We start from the raw sequence: 18,171 nt of genomic DNA, 5'->3' as shown, positions 1-18,171 counted from the left end.
CATCGCGGTTCAGTCCACTTGCGCGCCGGACTGCTTGACCGCCTTGCCCCACTTGTCGACCTCGCCGGTGATGAACGTGGCGGTGGCCTCGGGCGTCATCGGCATCGGTTCCGCGCCGCGGTCATGGAAGAACTTCTGCATCTCGGGCGTGCCCAGCACCTGGCCGATCTGCTGGCTCAGGTAATGGGTGATGGCCGGCGGCGTGCCGCGCGGCGCCAGCACCGACGCCCAGCCGATCGCCTCGAAACCCGGATAACCGCTCTCGGCCACCGTCGGCACGTCCGGCAGTTGCGGCAGACGCTTGGCCGTCGTCACCGCCAGCGCCACCGCCTTCTTGCTCTGCACGTGCGGCAGCCCCGCCGTCACCGAATCCACCATCAGCGGCACCTGGTGGCCCAGGAAATCCGCCTGCGCCGGGCCGCTGCCCTTGTACGGAATATGGCGGATGTCGATATTGGCCGCCGCCTTGAACATCTCGGCCGACAGATGCTGCGTGCCGCCGATGCCGGCGCTGGCATACGCCAGCTCGCCCGGATTGGCGCGTGCCTGCTTCACCAGTTGCTGCAGCGACGTGATGCCCGAAGCCGGCGTCGCCAGGAACATCAGCGGCACCGAGAACACCCCCGACACCGGCGCGAAATCCTTGGTCAGGCTGTAGTTGATAGTCTTGTACAGCGTCTGGTTCACCGCCGCGGCCGAGCCCGCGATCACCAGCGTGTAACCGTCCGGCGTCGCGCGCGCGGCCTGCTCCATGCCGATATTGCTGCCGGCGCCGGCGCGGTTTTCCACCACGATCGGCTGCTTGAGCGCCGTGCCCAGCTTCTCGGCCAGCGCGCGGGCGAAGATATCGGTGGCCTGCCCCGGCGGGAACGGCACGACCAGGCGGATGGGACGTTCGGGATACTCGGCATGCGCGGCCGTCGCGGCCGCCGCCAGCATCAGGCCGGCGGCAAGACTGGAAAGAATTCGTGTCATGATCGGTCAGTAAAAAGCGACAAAGGGCGGCGCCTGGCGCCGGCCCTGTTGCATAAAATAGGAAGCCCCGCGCAAGCGGCCCTTTTGGGGCGGCCGTGGGGCGGATCGGCTGGGGGTGCGACACGATAGCATTCCCCCGCCGGTGCTAAATTCGGCATTTAGCGTTTCCCCCTCTTTTTCAACCCCTGTTCTCTCCTTTCAGCAGGAACCGCCATGGAATTCAGCCAGTACAACGTCAACGCCCTCATGGAGATCACCTCCCGCCCGGACCTCGTGTTCGTGCGCGGCCAGGGGTCCTGGCTGGAGGATCACGCGGGCAAGCGATACCTGGACTTCGTCCAGGGCTGGGCCGTCAACACCCTGGGCCACAGCGCCCCGGAAATGCAGAAGGCCCTGCTGGACCAGTCCAAGCTGCTGATGAACCCGTCGCCGGCGTTCTACAACCTGCCCTCCATCGAACTGGCCACCCGCCTGACCAGCGCCTCGGTCTTCGACCGCGTCTTCTTCGCCAACAGCGGCGGCGAAGCCAACGAAGGCGCCATCAAGCTGGCGCGCAAATGGGGCCAGGTCAACAAGAAGGGCGCCTACAAGATCATCACCATGAACCACGGCTTCCACGGCCGCACCCTGGCCACGATGTCCGCGTCCGGCAAGCCGGGCTGGGACAAGATGTTCGCGCCGCAGGTGGAAGGTTTCCCGAAGGCCGAGATCAATGATCTGGAATCGGTGCGCAAGCTGATCGATGATCAGACGGTTGCGATCATGCTGGAACCCGTCCAGGGTGAAGCTGGTGTCATCCCGGCGACGAAGGAATTCATGCAGGGCCTGCGCAAGCTGGCGGATGAGCACAAGCTGCTGTTCATTGTGGATGAAGTGCAGACGGGGATGGGGCGTACCGGCACCCTGTTCGCTTACCAGCAATCCGACGTGGTGCCGGACATCATGACGCTGGCGAAGGGGATTGGGGGTGGGGTGCCGTTGGCTGCGTTGTTGGCGCGTCAGGAAGTCTGCGTGTTCTCGCATGGGGACCAGGGGGGTACGTATAACGGGAATCCGTTGATGGCGGCTGTGGGGGTGGCGGTGTTTGATGCGTTGGCTGCGCCGGGCTTCATGGAAGCGGTGAATGCGCGGGCCAAGCAATTGGCCGAAGGCCTGCTGGCGCTGTCGGCCAAGTACGGTATGAAGGGCGAGCGTGGGATGGGCCTGCTGCGCGCGCTGGTGATGGATCGGGATGATGGTCCGGCCATCGTCGAAGCCGCGCGCAACCTGTCGCCCAATGGTCTGCTGCTGAATGCGCCGCGTGGCAATCTGCTGCGCTTCATGCCGGCTTTGAATGTGACGGCGGAAGAAATCGATACGATGCTTACGCAGTTGGATGGGTTGATTGGACGCGTGCGTAAGGGGTGATTGAAGCGATTCGTTAAGCAATGACGATGAGGGCCGCATAGCGGCCCTCTTTTTTATGTCTTGGAACTAAGACAATGCACCATCAGCTCGCAACCATGAAGTCATTCTTACCAACGAGCGCTACACCACCAAATCAGCGCTAGGATGGTATCGCATCAGAAGGAGAAGACAGCACCCGCAAGATCCCGCCCTCCTGAACATCATCGCCGGCGAAAGCTGCTTCACATGGACGCGAAGAAACCGCGACCCATCCCACCGGTCATCGCAGTCAGACTTGGGGATCTGGCACATCTTCACCTAGCCTCCCTCGGCTTCCAGAGACAGTCCTCGGTTTTCAGACTTGGAGCAAACAACTGATTGAACTCGGCGGCTAGACTTCATGTTCTTCCTTTATGGATCTTCCTCCGGTAGGTAGTCTTTTTGCCTGATAGGCCGATCTTCCTATCGGCCCCATTCGTCCATGCATTACTCAAAAATCAAGCATCACCTAAAGCCCTATGCGATAGTGGCACGCCGCAAAACAACGATAAACCATGCATTTGCTTCAGCGGTCGCACCGAACGACGAATATATTCCGGAGCTGGTTAAAAGCGCCATGAGGGATCTTGGACAAGATCCTGAGAGCCTATGCTGTGTCTACTGCGATGAGCCAGCGGAAACTTGGGATCATGTATTTGCGATAGTAAAAGACGCAAAATTCAGCGGATACGGTCATTGTCTCGGGAACCTTCTGCCGTGCTGCAAACCGTGCAATTCCGCGAAGGGCAACAAGAATTGGCGCACGTTTATCGAAGGCAGGGGTAAAGCGGGAATGCAAGAGCGTATAGCTGCAATTGATGTATACCTTGCCAAGTATCTGAGTCAAGAAATTGCATTGGAGAAATCGCTCGAGCATGTTCGCTTAGAAGAGATCAAGGGAGAGGTTTTGAAATTATTGGCAGAAGCGGATGGCATCGCCAAGAAAATTCGGGATAGAAATCGATTTCCGAGGCGAGAAAAGCGCGGAGTAGATTGAAATAGAGGATTGGACTCTGGCATGACCCCCGAAATTATGTGACAGTTTGTTTGAGACCAAACAAAAGGTTGGCCGCGACACGGCACTAAATCGTCGGCCGACCGGTATTTCGGTTTGATAAGTGTTCATCCTGTACAATTTTGTAACTGACAGAGAATATAAAGCGGCCGCATCGGCCCAGGAGGAAGCGAGTGCTTGGCCAGGACCAGCGTCTTACGGCGGAGTGTGATAACGCGTTGAATGAGAAGCGGAGGGGAGCCGCGGATCGGCTGGGCGGAAAAGGCGTGTCCAGGTGAATGAAGCGAACGTTGCGGTTGCCCGGCCCCTAAGCCAGTTCCTGCGGTTGGCTGTGATCGCAGGCGTCGAGAGCGCCGTTCAAATCCACATCGAGAGAGGCGACGATCTCAACGCTCGTGACGCCAGGGGCATGACACCCCTCATGCTTTCCGCCGCGCGGGACAAGCCGGCGATTTGCAAGCTCCTACTAAGCGCCGGAGCCGACCACCGCTTGCTCGCTCCTTCCGGCAAGACCGCCCTCGAAATCGCCGTCGCGGCCGGGGCGGAAGCCACCGCAGCGATCCTTAAAGAAGTGCGAGCGCCGATCCCCTCGTTTTCGCGCTCCGGTATCGCGCTCGATTCCGGGTCAGATTCTGCCGTCGAGCCTTCCCCACCCCTTGAACCCGTCGCAGCGGAGACTACGCTTGCTGAACGCACGGGAGCTTTGGATCTGCCCACACCCAAAACCTTGGCCGAGCCATCAGAATCGGAGTCGGCGCTCCCCGCGACCGTTGTCAATGAAAAGGACGACGGGGAGTTCGATCTTTCGGGGTGGGAGACCGAAGAAGAACCTACACGGCCAGAGGTCGATCTGAGGGTTTTGGATTCGGCCAGCGCAGTCCAGACAGCGATCACGGTTCATGAGCCCGTCGATTCCTCGACCGCGTGGGATGACGTTGACGCCTATTTGCCCGAAGTGGCTCTACCACTGGCTCGCGCGGATGATGCTGAAGGCCGAGCACAGCTTAGGCGTCTTCTCCTACGGGCTCTTCGCGAAGGCATTGTGCCCAGCTCGGATGTCCAGGCCCAGTCGACTAATGAAGACCGTTCGATCAACCTTCAGGCCGAGGCATACCTGGCCATGGTTATCAACGACCTTGGTGCCGAGATCGACGAGCGTTTTGAGTATTCGGGTGTCGGCGAGAGCTTTGGGGTGTTCGTCGATTCCGAGGAAACATCCGACGAAGAGGCTACTCTCGATGAGGCTTTGGCCGCAATCGACCGAGTGGCGTCGCCTCGCCACGAGCCCCTGCAGATGTATCAGCGCGAATTCCAGCGTCTGCCCCTGCTTACGGCTGAGCAGGAAATTCAGCTTGCCAAGGATATGGAAGCGGCCCTCGACGATGCGCTTGATGCGCTGGCCGAATGGCCAGATGGAATCGCGCTGACGCTAGCCGCCGGCGCAGAGGCGATCTCGGGATCGCGCCCACTCGCTTCGATCTGGGCCGGTGAGGTCAAACTAGATCCGGAGCTGGCATTAGCGGAGGGCTTGGAAGCAAGCGCTCTCGTGGCCGAAGCGCCGGCAAACACCATGGACGAGGACGGCGAGGCCTGGGAAGATGCTGCGGTAGACACCGGTGATTCTGCTTTCGCCGATGCGCTCCGGCGACTGACTATGCTGCTTGACGCGGACATAGTCCCGCGGGCCTCGAGCCATGAGATTCGCCAAGCGCTTGCAGCGCTGCACCTTGATCGTCGCTTCTTGCTGGAGCTAATCGATACCGCGCATCGATCGGCATCCTGCCTTAGATTCGAGCGTGCCATGGCCAGATTCCGAAATGCTCGTGACCGGATGGCAGCGGCGAATTTGAAGTTGGCCTTCTTCCACGCCAAAAAATATCTATACAGCGGAGAGCCGCTGGACGACTTGGCGCAGGAGGGGAATATTGGTCTGCTCAAAGCAGTTGACCGTTATGACTGGCGTCGTGGCTTTCGCTTCTCGACCTATGCCACTTGGTGGATTCGGCAGCAGATCGGCCGCTATATCGCCGATAAAGTTAGGACGATCCGCATTCCTGTTCACGTCCACGAGAAGATCCAACGCATGGAGCGCATGGCCCAGACCTTCGAAGCGGCGGCCAACCGCGAGCCGACCGTCAACGAACTAGCCGAGCTCATGGCGATGTCGCATCACAAGCTTGTGGCGCTGCAGCGTGTCGTGCCTGACACCTCCTACATCGATGAGCTGACAATCGAAGAAATGAGCGCCGTCGCTGTTCACTTCTTGCCTGATCCGGCGGGCGCCTTGGAAGAGAAGCAACTGAATCTGGCTGTAGATCGGTTTGTCTCGTCGCTCTCAGGGAAAGACCGAAGGCAGGAATGGATTTTGCGGATGCGCTTCGGCATCGGGGTCAACGAGGCGTTGACACTCGAAGAGATCGGCGCGCGTTTCGAGTTGACGCGGGAGCGGATCCGGCAAATCGAGGCCAAGGCGATCAAGAGGCTCCGACATAGGGCGCTATCCGAACCCTTCGCCCGCCTAGTATTGGGTGTGAAGCCCGAGGGGAACCTCCCCGTCTCTGGATCGCTAAACCCACCCGAAGCCGATGGCCTTGGTGCTGCAGATACAACGCCTTCACACGAGCTAATTCGACGCACCGGCTCTATGAGGCCGACGTCCCTCGACCAAGTGCTCGCCGAAGCTGCCAAGCTTGGTATTTCGGTTGACGATGGGCGAGAGTCTGCCTCGGGCTGCATCTGGGTAAGCCTTGTGGCCACGCCCGACAACCCGCATCGAAGGCTTGCGCGTAAGCTCATCGCGTTTGGCTTCGAGCACTGGCCAGGGAAAGGCTATTGGAAATGACTGCGAAAACCCGCAAAGCTCCGCCTCGCGCAACGGCCATGCTCGAATCCCTACGAGGTCTGGGCTATTCGACAGCAGCGGCCCTGGCCGATATCATCGACAACAGCATCTCCGCCGGAGCAAGCGAGGTGCGCATCGATTTCCAGTGGGACGGCCCCGACAGTCGCGTGTTGATCCTGGATGACGGACGCGGCATGAGTGACCCGGAGCTCGAAGGCGCAATGCGCCTCGGCGACAGGAATCCCTTGGCTGCGCGCGAGGCACATGACCTCGGACGCTTCGGTATGGGTTTGAAAACCGCGTCCCTCTCGCAGTGCAGGCGGTTGACAGTCGCCAGCGTAAGGCATGGTGAGTGGAGCTGCTTGCGATGGGACCTCGACGAGTTGGCGGCCGACCCGCAAAGCGATTGGCTCCTGTTCGAAGGCCCAGCCGACGGTTCCCTGCGCTATCTCTCCTGCCTCGACGGCAAAACGGCTGGAACGCTGGTGCTCTGGGAGAAGCTTGACCGTATCGTCACCGCCGGCTACACCCTGGACGACTACTTGACCCTGACTGTGATCGTGGAGGCGCATCTGGCGATGGTCTTCCACCGCCTCCTGCAAGGCCCGCGAGCCCGGATAAAACTGCTGATCAATAACCGCCCCGTCGAGCCTTGGGATCCGTTTATGTCAGGGCATTCCGCCAAGCCTTGGACTTCGCCGCCTGCGCTACAGCGGACTGACAGCGGACAGGTGATGGCACAGTGCCACGTCTTGCCCCACCAGGACAAGCTGACTAAGGACGAGTTCAAAAAGAATGAGGGGCCAGCAGGCTGGACTGCGCAACAAGGCTTCTACGTCTACCGCAATGAGCGTCTCTTGGTAGCTGGCGGATGGCTAGGCCTTGGCAATTCGAAGGCCTGGAATCGGGAGGAAGCACACCGCTTGGCGCGCATCCAGCTCGATATTCCCAACACCGCCGATGCCGACTGGAAGATCGATGTCCGCAAATCAACGGCTCGGCCTCCGGTTGCGCTGCGCCAATGGCTGACTCGACTGGCGGAAGACACACGGGAGCGTGCTCGCCGCGTCTTCGCCTATCGCGGGACGCCGATGCCCACACAACGCAACACGCCAATCGAGCAGGCTTGGCGAGTCGATCGAATGAAGGATGGGATCCGCTATAGGATCGAGCTGACTCATCCCGCAGTTGTGGCCGTGTTAGCTAGGGCGGGGGAACTCTCCCCGATGATCATGGCGATGCTAAGGGTGATCGAGGAGTCGGTGCCTGTTCAACGCATCTGGCTCGACACGGCGGAAAACAAGGACACGCCCAAGACAGGCTTCTCGGGCGAGCCGCCTGACGCGGTCGCCAAAGTGTTGGACACGCTCTTCGCCGACATGATCGGACGGCGCGGCATGTCCATCGACGCGGCTAAGTGTGCGCTGCTGTCGACGGAACCATTCCAGAACTATCCAGCGTTGATTGCGAGGCTTGGAGGCCTTGCTGCTACCTAGGCCAAAAAACACACAAAAAAAGGAGGAACCGTGCCAGATTTCAGCACCTCAACTGCGACAGCGCTCAGCATCGCGCAGAGCCTATTGATTGCGGAAAAGGACAAGGGGCCGGTCACGGCAGCGCTGATCAGCCAGAAGATGGCGATCGCCGCATCCGTGGTCGCGCCAGGCAACGAAGATTCCATTGACCAAGCTTCCGCAGTCGCCGAGTTGATCCGTCGATTTAGCCTATGGATTGGCCAAGACACGGCGCTCTCGGACACAACCGGTCATGAGATCTGGCTCAACGCGGCCCGCAAGAAGGACTGGCGATATTGGCCCCGCTACCGCGATATGCTAGAGCGCAGAATGTCGACGACGGCTGTGGATGCCGTCGACAAGTCCACCGACCGTATTCTGGGGCTTATGGAAGACCCCAGCCGCGAAGGAGCGTGGGACCGCCGCGGTTTGGTGGTGGGACATGTTCAGTCCGGCAAGACTGCCAACTATTCGGGTTTGATATGCAAGGCAGCCGACTCCGGGTACAAGATCATCATCATCCTGGCGGGGTTGCACAACAACCTGCGCTCGCAGACGCAGATCCGCCTTGAAGAGGGCTTCCTGGGTTATGAAACGTCGGCAACGGGCGACATCGTCAAGCTCGTCGGTGTCGGCGTGCACGGCCGCGATTTTGAGATCAAGCCAAACTGCGCGACGAATCGGACCAACACAGGAGATTTCAATACCAAAATTGCCAAGCACTTGGCCATCTCGCCAGAGCAGCGCCCTTGGCTCTTTGTCGTAAAGAAGCACAAGATCGTGCTGGAGCGGCTGCTTAAGTGGATTCGAGGCCATGTGGCCGATGCTACTGACGAAAACGGCAGGCGGTTCGTGTCAAACCTCCCGCTGCTGCTGATAGACGACGAGGCCGATCACGCTTCTGTTGACACTGGAGAACAGCACATTGGCCCTGACGGCAAGCCTGACGAGGACCACGAACCCAAGGCGATCAACAGCAGGATTCGAAGAATCCTCAATACCTTTGCCAAGAAGGCCTATGTCGGCTATACGGCGACGCCCTTCGCCAACATCTTTATCCATCGCCAGAACGAAACGCCCGAGGAAGGCCCGGACCTTTTCCCTCAATCATTCATCGTCAACCTAGCCGCACCCTCCAACTATGTAGGTCCCGCGCGAGTATTCGGCCTGCAAACATCGGAGGGACGTAGCGGCCTGCCATTGACACGCGTGTTCAAGGACCACGCCAGCGAAGATGGCCGTGAGGGCTGGATGCCACCCAAGCATCAGAAGGACCATTCGCCAATCCACAGCGGGCAGGACATTTTGCCGCCCTCGCTACGTGAGGCTGTTTACTCATTTGTATTGGCCTGCGCGGCGCGGGAGGCCCGCGCGCAAGGGAATGAACATTCCTCGATGCTAGTCCACGTCACTCGATTCACGCTCGTCCAGAAAGAGGTGCATCGTCAGGTTGAAGACTTTGTCCAGAAGATGAAGCTGCGCGTTACCCGTGGGATCGATCATGAGACGTTGCTCGGAGAACTGCGCGCTCTATGGGAGTCCGATTTCGTTCCCACGACCCAGACGATTGCCTCCAAACTCACCGAATCGGAAGAGCCGCCCGCAGTTCTCCCCTGGACGGAGATTCTCGCCAAACTGCCCGATGTGCTCTGCGATATCGACGTGCGTATGGTGAACGGCAAAGCCAAGGACGCGTTGGATTACGCCGAGTTAGGCACTAAGGGTCTCAAGGTCATCGCTATTGGCGGTGACAAGCTCGCGCGGGGCCTGACACTCGAGGGCCTGAGCACCAGCTACTTCGTGCGCACGACAAAAATGTATGACACGCTGATGCAGATGGGCCGCTGGTTCGGCTACCGGCCAGGCTATATCGACCTCTGCCGGCTCTATACAACGGAAGAGCTTGTCGAGTGGTTCGGCCACATCGCTGATGCTTCCGAGGAGCTCCGCGAAGAGTTCGACGCCATGGCCGAAAGTGGTGCGACGCCACGCGACTATGGCCTGCGCGTGCAGTCCCATCCGGTCTTGCTAGTAACATCGCCTTTGAAGATGCGGACAGCCAAGAATCTGCAGCTTTCTTTCAGCGGCGACTTGCTCGAAACTGTGTCGATGCACTACGACAGCAAGATTATTGATCGAAACCTTGATACTACAAACAAGCTCATCGCCGCTTGCGGAGCGCCTCATGAAATCAATCCCAAGCGTATGCGTGGCACCCAACAACAAGAATGGGAGGGCTTTCTCTGGAATGATGTGCCGGCCGACCACATCGCCGACTTCTTCGACGCCTTTATCACCCATCCGAAAGCTCGCAAGGTCAATAGCGCGCTACTCCGTGATTTTGTTACCTCCATGGCTGCGACCGGCGAGCTGACCTCATGGACTGTGGCGCTGCTTGGCGCTGGCGCAGGTGGCTCAGGTGGTAAGCACACCTTCACCGGTGGTTTGACTATCGACAAGATGACTAAACGCACTGCCGATAAGGATATCGAAGATCGATACGCGATCGGCCGGCTGCTGTCCCCTCGCGACGAAGCCATCGACCTAGACAATGCTGCCTGGAGTGCTGCGCTCGCCCGGACCAAAAAGATGTTTAATCCCGACGCTGGTCGCCAAAAAAATGGTATCAAACCCAGTGAACCCGACACGCCGAATGGCCCGTCAATTCGCTTCATTCGCGGAAGGGGGGCCAAGGCCGATGGTGTCGCCCCGGCACCTCAACGCGGCCTCCTACTGCTCTATCCCCTCGATCCCCAAAAAGCGGAAAGCGACCTGCTTACTGGTCGGGAAGCCCCGGTCATGGCGTTCGGTGTGAGCTTCCCATCTAGTGAGTCTGGCGTGAAGGTGGAATACGCCGTGGACCACCTAATTTGGACACAAGAGTATGGTCCAGCCGATTGAAGACATAGAGCTTGCGTGGGATTCACTGCGGGATAGTGCGGACGCCTCAGGTTGGCGCAGCATTCCCATCGCGAGGGTTGGTACGTGTTCCTTGCGGGCCGGACTCCGCTTCCCTGAGAAGAACGAGGCTCTACTCGTGAACTTTTCGTCCTCGGCGATGCCGATCGGCGAGAAGCTCCCCGACGGACAGGGCTTTGCAGTGTCGCGTGTGGAGCCCTCCGAAGACGGGCTGACCTGGCTAGCGCTGACCCGCAGCTCGCACGGCAGTCTGGAGCTCTTCACCGCGATGGTAGCCGACGTCTCGCATGCAATGGAAATCGAGTCCGATTTCGAGGAGGAGCAGCTGCTGAAAGTTTTCCTCGGGCGGATCCGTGCCTGGCAGGAATTCATGCGCAAGGGAGCTCAGGCCTTGAGCCCGGAATCCGAGATCGGCTTGGTGGGTGAACTCACGGTGCTTCGGGCAGTTATCGACGCAGGAGTTTCGTCAGCCTCCGCCATTGAATCGTGGGTAGGCCCGCTCGACGGCGTACAGGATTTCGAGCTGGGAACCGGCTCCTTAGAGGTAAAGACCACGCTTTCAGTTACCGGATTCCCCGCCAAAATCGGTTCGCTTGAGCAGCTTGACGACTCTATACGCCAGCCTCTTTTCCTCGCGGGTGCGCGGTTGCGTCAATCTGAAGCCGGAAAGCGTCTGCCGGAGCTGGTAGCGGAGATGCATGATGTCGCAGCAGGTGAAGTCGAAGCAGCGCGACTGTTGAGCGAGCGGTTAATCGCCGCGGGTTACTTCGACGCCCATGCGGACCGCTACCACCGCAGATTCACGCTGTACGACATTCGCGTTGTAGAGGTAAAGGACTGTTTCCCACGTCTTACGCTGGGCAATGTACCGTTGGGCATCATGAAAGCCACGTACGAGATTGATTTAGACAAGGCGTCGGGACCGAGCATTTCTGTCGCCGATACAGTCAAAAAATTGGGAGTGATATGAGTTCAAGGCTGCTGGATTTCCTGCGCGAGACGCAGTTCGAAGTGAAAACTCAAATGCGAGAGGGCGCGCTCTACGAGGAGCTGGTCTTCGCCGGCATCGTTATGGAGCATATGTCGGAGATCGGTATGACTTTCGATCCCGTCGAGTGCCACTTTGAAGGCACTGTGGGCAATGCCATCCTGCGACTCAGTGGCTACTCTGTCTCCGACGACAGCGAGCAACTAGACCTGTTCGTGAGCCTGTATGCCGGTGTGGATGAAATCACGCCCATCACAGACTCCGAAGCCAAGGTGGCAGCCGAGCGCTGCCTACGGTTTTTGACACTATGCGCTGAGGGAAAGATGGCGCAAAAGCTTGATCCATCCAGTGACGTACGCTCGCTGGCAGTGACGCTGCAGACGATTTTCAATGATCTTGAACAGATCCGCGTCTACGTCATAACGGACCGCGTGGCCAAATCCAAGAGTTTCAAGACTCGTGATATCGGCGGCAAGGCAGTGCGACTTGAGGTAATGGATATCGAGCGGCTGCACAGGCACACTTCCGAAGGAAAGCCACGCGATGAGCTGGTTGTTGACTTCAACGAGGTGTCGGGCTCTTCGTTACCCTGCGTCTATGTGCCGGGCGAAAACGACGACTATGATTACGCGTTGACAGCCATTCCAGGAGAAGCCTTGCGGCTGCTGTACGAGAAGTTCGGTGCGCGTCTGCTGGAGGCTAATGTCCGGTCCTTCCTGAGCGTGACGAGCAAGAAGAGCGTCAATGCTGGAATTCAGTCGACGTTGCGCTCCGCACCTGAGCGGTTCATGGCCTACAACAACGGCATCGTGATCGTGGCTGACGAGATGATCCTGGGTAAGACCTCTCAGGGCGAGCAGGGAATCGCTTGGCTCAAAGGCCTGCAAATCGTGAACGGTGGCCAGACAACGGCCTCTCTCTATTTCACCAAAAAGAAGTATCCCGAGGCGGATCTCAGTCCCGTCCGTGTGCCTGCGAAGATCATCGTCATGAAGGTACAGGACTCCATTAAGGAGGAAGCCTTGGTGTCAGACATTTCGCGCTATGCCAATAGCCAGAACGCAGTCCGCCAATCGGACCTATCAGCGAATAAGCCCTTCCATGTGGAAATCGAAAAGCTCTCGCGCTCGGTCTACTGCCCAGACGGGGTGAGCCAATGGTTCTACGAGCGAGCCGCTGGAAGTTATAACACCCTGCTCGCTCGCGAGGGAAATACACCAACCCGCCTCAAGGCGCTGAAGGAGGCCATCCCATCGGCTCGCCGTGTCACCAAGACGGATTTGGCTAAGTATCTCAATGCCTGGGACTGCAAGCCTGACATTGTGAGCAAGGGTTCGCAGAAGAACTTCGACAGTTTCATGGCCGCGCTCGCGCCCAATGACGGCCAAGAAGCGCCATTGCCTAATGTGGCCGATTTCAAGGCAATGATCGCTAAGGCCAAGCTCTATCGAGACGCACAGAAACTATTGCGCCCGATGTTCCCAGCCTTCCAGGCCAACGTAACCGCCTACACCATCGCTGTGCTATCCGAGAAGCTTGGTGCGCGCATCGATCTCGACCGCATCTGGATTAAGCAGGCTGCATCGCCGGAGCTGATGTCGCAGATTGCTACTTGGGCTAAGGAAGTCAATGATACGTTGCATGCTACTTCCGGCGGGCGTATGGTATCCGAGTGGGCCAAGCGTCCGGAATGCAAGGAGGCTGTGATGGGTGGAAATTATTCGGAGCCGGCTGACGACATTCCTGAGGTTAGGCCCGCATGAGCGGCTGGCAAGGCGGCCGCGGGAGATGATAGTTAGTCATGCCAGATGTCGTCAGCCCAGAAAAGCGCAGCCGGATGATGTCCGGCATCAAGGGTAAAAATTCCCAACCCGAGATGCTTGTTCGAAAAATGTTGTTCGAATTGGGGTATCGTTTTAGGCTGCACCGACGCGACTTGCCTGGTACGCCGGACATCGCCATGCCCGGCCGCAAGATCGCGATCTTTGTGCACGGTTGCTTCTGGCACATGCATCCGGGATGCAAGTACGCAAAGACGCCATCTACGCGCGCAGAATTTTGGACTGCCAAACTGCGAGGCAATGTCGAACGCGATCAGCGTGCTGTAAGCAAGCTGGCCGAGATGGGCTGGAGAGTGCTAAACGTTTGGGAGTGCGCGATGCGCGATCCTGAGGCCGCCACGGTCCTGCCCAAAGCCCTCCAGCAATGGATCAATAGCGGCGTGAGCTTTGGAGAGATCAGCGCTCGAAGTCTAGCGGCTGATACCAAGTCTGAGGTGGGCGGCGCGCTCTAGCATGCCATCTATGCCAATCTAGAGCGGCGCTCATGCAACCCAGCAAGTGCTTGCCCACGAGCTTCTCGAGGGCCCTCCGTCATCGCGTGCACCCGCGCCGAGACGCAATTTTTGATGGCGCCGCGCCGTCACTTTCGACGCGGAGAAGTCATAAAATCTAGAATTATTTGGCCGATTTGTTTGGCTAGCAGCGGTGGGACGGCATTGCCGATTTGACCGTATTGTTCTGTTCGATTCCCTTCGAAGAAGTAGTTGTCGGGGAACGTTTGCAAGCGGGCGGCTTCGCGTGCAGTCAGGCTACGGCACTGTGCGGGGTCAGGATGGATATAGTAGTGCCCATCTTTCTTGATGTGAGCAACCACCGTAGAGGACGGGAATTTTCCCATTTGGACGCGAAAGCGATCCTTGAATGGAATTGTCTCTTCGTCCACGTTTACATGATCTGGTAGCAATTTCGGCGGAAAGTTGCGCAAGTCCGGGGCATACGGCTGCGTCGCGGCAAAGCAGGCCGCGAACATATAGCGATGCAGGTCCGATCGCATGTGGCTACGCGTCTCATGGTGCAAGACGCCGCCGAGATTCGGATCCAGATACCAGTCCTGCAAGTTCGCAGGCATGCACCTGCCTGGAGCCACTACGGCTTCCACGAACGAGGCGCCAAACGTCGTCTGTTTCTCGGCTTTCTTGATGTACTTCGCCATGGCGATCTCAATAACACTACGCAGCGGCACGCGCCAGCCTTTAAGTGCCTGGGGTGCCTGCCGAATTGCGGCAATCCACGTTTCACGTGAATCGGGCTCTCTGGACAAGCGGCTGCGTAGCTCTGGCAGACCTGCAAGCGCGGCACTCACCCCAACTTTGCTGTCCGCCTTGCGAAGCAAGAAAGACTCGGGCCGTTCCCTGAGCGCTGGAGTTGCCTCCGCGATGTCCGCACGGATGCCAAAGAGGATCACTCGATGCCGATTTTGCGGAATTCCGTAGTCTTCGGCTTCTATCACATAGTCATTGGGCTCAAGCTCACCTTCGGTTTTCTGGACTACAAACGAGCGGATTTCATATTTCAGGTCGCTCCGAGGCGCTTTTAGGTCGGAAAGAATCTGTTCAAAGATGCGCTTGCCGGAGTTGGTGGAGTTGAGCATCCCCTTGACGTTCTCCATCACGAAGATGGCGGGAGCGAATTGTTGGATGATCCGCAAGTATTCCATGTAGAGGAAGTGCTTGGCGTCTGCCTCGAACTTCTCCACGTCCTTACCGCGAAGCCGTGATCGGCCGGCGAGGGAGTAGGCTTGGCACGGGGGGCCGCCGATAAGCACCCAATCTGTCTGGTTGCCCAAAGCCTCACGAATCCATCCGTCGACTTCCTCGGGTGGGGTGACGCCGAGTTCTGCGCATCGGGCCTCTTTAGCGGCGTGCTCCGCTGCATCCTTGATCTCAGGATGGGATAGAAACTGCTCGCGGGCTATCTTGCCGCGAACGTAGTCGTAATAACAGTTCGGGACTTTTCCCTTGGGAAACTTGCGGAAGATCGCCCGAAGCAGCAGTGTGCGATGGGCGACCGGATCCTTTTCGATGGAGACTTTGACGGCGAACCGGTGAACGCCCGTTGTATCCACGACAGACGAAAGCCCTTCGCATAGCCCCCCAGGTCCGGCAAACAGGTCTATCACCGGAATCTTTCCACGCTGAGTCATTAGTTCTGTATTTTGTATCAGTGGACCTTAGTCGCAAGGCCTTGGATTGTATCAGTGGACCTTAGTCGCAGGGCCCAAAACATGGGTGCGCAGTGCTTCTGTGCTGTTCTGAATTCATGCCTTGTCGCTAGGTCGAGAATCTATTCGTGGATGTGGCCTGCGTCTGTGGTTGTAGAGAAACAATATTGGATTCTGGTTGATGGCCTTGGTTGACAGGCACTGGCAGGGTTGGGTGCAGCGCTGTCGAGTGTTGTAGCCGCTCAACCGTGGCGGCATGGTAGACCGCTCCTCATCCAAGATAATGTTTAGCCTAGGCCTAAGTTGCATTGCTCGATAGTGAAATCGTCCGCCGAACCAAGAGGAGAGCGACAGTGCTCTTCGGTATACTTCTCCCCACTACCGCACCAACGGTAGCCCCGGTTTGGAAGCCGGCAATGTCTTTGGCGGACCGCCGCCGCTTGGCGGCTTTTTCACGTCCGTACGCCTCTGCACGTCCCTATGGGCGGGCCCTGGCGAGGGTGCGTACGCGCACGCCGGTTTCCAAAGACGCCGGTCTTCCAACCTTGCCTTGCGCCCGCCCACCCCATTTGGAAGTGGGGAGCGGGCTTCATCAGTCTTTGGAGCCTGTCATGCAATCCCACCCCCTCACCCAAAACCCCTGGCTGGTCGACACCGACCCCGAACTCGGCCCGGTCCCCCTCTCCCACCTCTACAACATCGAACGCGCCCGCTACGCCATCCAGACCATCGCCCGCCTGGTCGGCAACAGCGCCTCGGAACCCGCTGCCACCGGCAGCCAGCCGCTGGACGCATGGACGGTGGCCGCGTTGATGGGCGGCGTGGAGGGCCTGTGCGATCACCTCGGCACCCTGACCGACGCCATGCTGGAATCGGCCCGCGCCTACGCCGATGACGCCGCGTTCGACGCCGCCACGCACAACGCGCCGCGCTCGATCCAGTAACCCAAAAAAGACCAACGGCCTGGCGCGCAACGCGTCAGGCCAGTTCCAGGCCACCAAGCGTCAGGCCGTCCCATCCCCAAGCATCAAGCCACCCTCACCCCGCCCGCCGAAACGCCCGTCGATACCCCATCGGGCTCGTCCCCACGATCCCCGTGAAATGCTCCCGCAGCGACACCGCTGACCCGAACCCCGCCTCCATCGCCACCCGCTCCACCGGCAGGTCCGTCGTCTCCAGCATCCCGCGCGCACGATTCACCCTCGCCTGGATCACCCATTGCAGCGGACTCACCCCCAGCAGTTCCTGAAACCGCCGGTTCAAGGTGCGCACGCTGACCGCGGCCTGGGCGGCCAGGGCGGCGACGGTCAGGTTCTCGGCCAGCCGGTGTTCGATCCAGTGCAGCAGCGGCGTCAGGTCGGTGTGCGAGGCCGGCGTGGGCCGGACGATGAATTGCGCCTGGCCGCCGGCGCGTTCCAGCGGCACGACGGCCAGGCGGGCGCTGTTGGCCGCGCCGGTGCTGATCATTCTGCTGGTGGTGATGAAGCCGTTCTGACCTCGTCCGTGAAGCGCAGCCATTCGCTTCGTCCGAAACCCACGGCCCGCACGCGCATGGACGCCTTGAAGCCCTTCAAAATGGGTTTCAGTCTATCCACGATAGTGATACGCGTGCATTGCCATGAATGCCCTGTTTGTCGAACGGCCCGAGTTCTCGCGCGACCGCGAGAAGTTCCTGGACGATGACGCATTTCGCGCGCTGCAATGCCTGATGCTGAAAATGCCGGAGGCGGGCGTGGTGCTCGAAGGCACGGGCGGACTGCGCAAGCTGCGCTACGCCGATCCCCACCGCAGCCGGGGCAAGCGCAGCGGCCTGCGCGTGATCTATTACTGGTGCGATGCCGAACGGCAATTCTGGCTGTTCCGGCTGTACGTCAAGGTGGACGTGGACGAAGACACCGTCGGCCGCCGAATCGTGTCAGGCAAGCAACTGGCGCGGGCGCTGGGCAAGGCGGGACTACCCCTTGAGGCCGCGACGCGGCAATCACGCAAGCGTTCGTCGCATTATCGGGCGCCGAAGCATTCGGTGAAGGTGGACCTGGGCTGAACGGACGAAGGGCATTGCGCGAGGCCGGCGCGGGGCTTTCGATCCCGCGCAGCGCGATTGCCGCCGATGCGCGCATTACCCACACAACATGCCATTCATCCGATTTTCGTGCGCATCGCGCCGAATCTCGGATCGTTCCTACGTCGCGCACGAACGGAGCGCGACTAAAAGTGAAGTCCTGTATGGCGCTTTGCGAAGCGCGCAATTGCCGATTCCAGATATCGCCGGCGATCCGTGGCGGGTGACGGGATGTGGGGGTTCCCGCAGTCATCAAGACGATTGCGACGCCCTCCCTTCAAGCCGCCTTCAACCGAGTACGAATGATGTCCAAGCTCCGTTCCCTGATTGTGTGGTCCGTGGTCTTCACGCAGGTCTGGACGCCCGTGCTGGCGCAGACCCTGCCGATCTCGGTGGACAGAAGCGTGCCGGGCGCCAAGCCCTTCGTGA

General features: G+C 59.3%; 13 protein-coding genes. 10 read left to right on the top strand and 3 right to left on the bottom strand.

Features of this window, described 5'->3' with window-relative positions:
• Positions 1-9: 9 nt before the first annotated feature.
• Entirely contained in the window at positions 10-975 is a 966-nt protein-coding gene (locus AC6LKG_RS22005; RefSeq protein ID WP_498168134.1) for a Bug family tripartite tricarboxylate transporter substrate binding protein, read from the bottom strand.
• Positions 976-1,188: 213 nt separating this feature from the next.
• On the opposite strand from AC6LKG_RS22005, the gene AC6LKG_RS22000 reads away from it, so the two are divergent.
• The 8 genes from AC6LKG_RS22000 to AC6LKG_RS21965 all read left to right on the top strand — a co-directional run bounded on the left by AC6LKG_RS22000 (position 1,189) and on the right by AC6LKG_RS21965 (position 13,971).
• Positions 1,189-2,382, top strand: a complete 1,194-nt coding sequence (locus tag AC6LKG_RS22000) for an acetylornithine transaminase (RefSeq protein ID WP_498168132.1) — start codon at positions 1,189-1,191, stop codon at positions 2,380-2,382.
• 460 nt (positions 2,383-2,842) lie between these two features.
• Positions 2,843-3,397, top strand: a complete 555-nt coding sequence (locus AC6LKG_RS21995) for a hypothetical protein (RefSeq protein ID WP_498168129.1) — start codon at positions 2,843-2,845, stop codon at positions 3,395-3,397.
• A 292-nt stretch (positions 3,398-3,689) separates the two neighbouring features.
• Positions 3,690-6,257, top strand: coding sequence for a sigma-70 family RNA polymerase sigma factor (locus AC6LKG_RS21990; RefSeq protein ID WP_498168127.1), 2,568 nt, complete (start codon positions 3,690-3,692; stop codon positions 6,255-6,257).
• 38 nt (positions 6,258-6,295) lie between these two features.
• Positions 6,296-7,753: an ATP-binding protein gene (locus AC6LKG_RS21985; RefSeq protein ID WP_327761154.1), complete on the top strand. Its 1,458-nt coding sequence runs from the start codon at positions 6,296-6,298 to the stop codon at positions 7,751-7,753.
• 30 nt (positions 7,754-7,783) lie between these two features.
• A complete protein-coding gene (locus AC6LKG_RS21980) occupies positions 7,784-10,672 on the top strand; it encodes a Z1 domain-containing protein (protein ID WP_498137904.1) in 2,889 nt (962 codons plus the stop codon).
• On the top strand, positions 10,656-11,660 hold the full coding sequence (locus tag AC6LKG_RS21975) for a PD-(D/E)XK motif protein (RefSeq protein ID WP_498168125.1): 1,005 nt from the start codon (positions 10,656-10,658) through the stop codon (positions 11,658-11,660). The genes AC6LKG_RS21980 and AC6LKG_RS21975 overlap by 17 nt, the downstream gene beginning before the upstream one ends.
• Positions 11,657-13,441: an AIPR family protein gene (locus tag AC6LKG_RS21970; RefSeq protein WP_327761151.1), complete on the top strand. Its 1,785-nt coding sequence runs from the start codon at positions 11,657-11,659 to the stop codon at positions 13,439-13,441. The genes AC6LKG_RS21975 and AC6LKG_RS21970 overlap by 4 nt, the downstream gene beginning before the upstream one ends.
• Before the next feature lie 38 nt (positions 13,442-13,479).
• Positions 13,480-13,971: a very short patch repair endonuclease gene (locus tag AC6LKG_RS21965; RefSeq protein ID WP_327761150.1), complete on the top strand. Its 492-nt coding sequence runs from the start codon at positions 13,480-13,482 to the stop codon at positions 13,969-13,971.
• A gap of 128 nt (positions 13,972-14,099) precedes the next feature.
• Here the strand turns inward: AC6LKG_RS21965 and AC6LKG_RS21960 are convergent, their stop codons facing one another.
• On the bottom strand, positions 14,100-15,638 hold the full coding sequence (locus AC6LKG_RS21960) for a DNA cytosine methyltransferase (protein ID WP_498168122.1): 1,539 nt from the start codon (positions 15,636-15,638) through the stop codon (positions 14,100-14,102).
• Between the two features lie 653 nt (positions 15,639-16,291).
• Here AC6LKG_RS21960 and AC6LKG_RS21955 point away from each other — a divergent pair.
• Positions 16,292-16,624, top strand: a complete 333-nt coding sequence (locus tag AC6LKG_RS21955) for a hypothetical protein (RefSeq protein ID WP_006392221.1) — start codon at positions 16,292-16,294, stop codon at positions 16,622-16,624.
• Positions 16,625-16,718: 94 nt separating this feature from the next.
• Here AC6LKG_RS21955 and AC6LKG_RS21950 read toward each other — a convergent pair whose 3' ends face one another.
• Positions 16,719-17,198 carry a helix-turn-helix domain-containing protein gene (locus AC6LKG_RS21950; RefSeq protein WP_498168120.1) on the bottom strand — a complete coding sequence of 160 codons (480 nt, stop codon included), beginning with the start codon at positions 17,196-17,198 and terminating at the stop codon, positions 16,719-16,721.
• A 100-nt stretch (positions 17,199-17,298) separates the two neighbouring features.
• Here AC6LKG_RS21950 and AC6LKG_RS21945 point away from each other — a divergent pair, with 100 nt between their 5' ends.
• Positions 17,299-17,724 carry a toxin gene (locus AC6LKG_RS21945; protein WP_498168117.1) on the top strand — a complete coding sequence of 142 codons (426 nt, stop codon included), beginning with the start codon at positions 17,299-17,301 and terminating at the stop codon, positions 17,722-17,724.
• The last annotated feature ends 447 nt before the right edge of the window (positions 17,725-18,171 follow it).

The organism is Achromobacter sp. 46006, from assembly GCF_059761975.1.
The sequence above is the reverse complement of the archived record's forward strand: the minus strand, read 5'-3'. Positions and strand labels throughout refer to the sequence as shown.

Excerpts from the sequence above, each read along its gene's own strand:
- AC6LKG_RS22005 (WP_498168134.1), bottom strand. The coding sequence starts at position 975 with ATGACACGAATTCTTTCCAGTCTTGCCGCCGGCCTGATGCTGGCGGCG.
- AC6LKG_RS22000 (WP_498168132.1), top strand. The coding sequence starts at position 1,189 with ATGGAATTCAGCCAGTACAACGTCAACGCCCTCATGGAGATCACCTCC.
- AC6LKG_RS21995 (WP_498168129.1), top strand. The coding sequence starts at position 2,843 with ATGCATTACTCAAAAATCAAGCATCACCTAAAGCCCTATGCGATAGTG.
- AC6LKG_RS21985 (WP_327761154.1), top strand. The coding sequence starts at position 6,296 with ATGCTCGAATCCCTACGAGGTCTGGGCTATTCGACAGCAGCGGCCCTG.
- AC6LKG_RS21975 (WP_498168125.1), top strand. The coding sequence starts at position 10,656 with ATGGTCCAGCCGATTGAAGACATAGAGCTTGCGTGGGATTCACTGCGG.
- AC6LKG_RS21970 (WP_327761151.1), top strand. The coding sequence starts at position 11,657 with ATGAGTTCAAGGCTGCTGGATTTCCTGCGCGAGACGCAGTTCGAAGTG.
- AC6LKG_RS21965 (WP_327761150.1), top strand. The coding sequence starts at position 13,480 with ATGCCAGATGTCGTCAGCCCAGAAAAGCGCAGCCGGATGATGTCCGGC.
- AC6LKG_RS21955 (WP_006392221.1), top strand. The coding sequence starts at position 16,292 with ATGCAATCCCACCCCCTCACCCAAAACCCCTGGCTGGTCGACACCGAC.
- AC6LKG_RS21950 (WP_498168120.1), bottom strand. The coding sequence starts at position 17,198 with ATGGCTGCGCTTCACGGACGAGGTCAGAACGGCTTCATCACCACCAGC.
- AC6LKG_RS21945 (WP_498168117.1), top strand. The coding sequence starts at position 17,299 with ATGAATGCCCTGTTTGTCGAACGGCCCGAGTTCTCGCGCGACCGCGAG.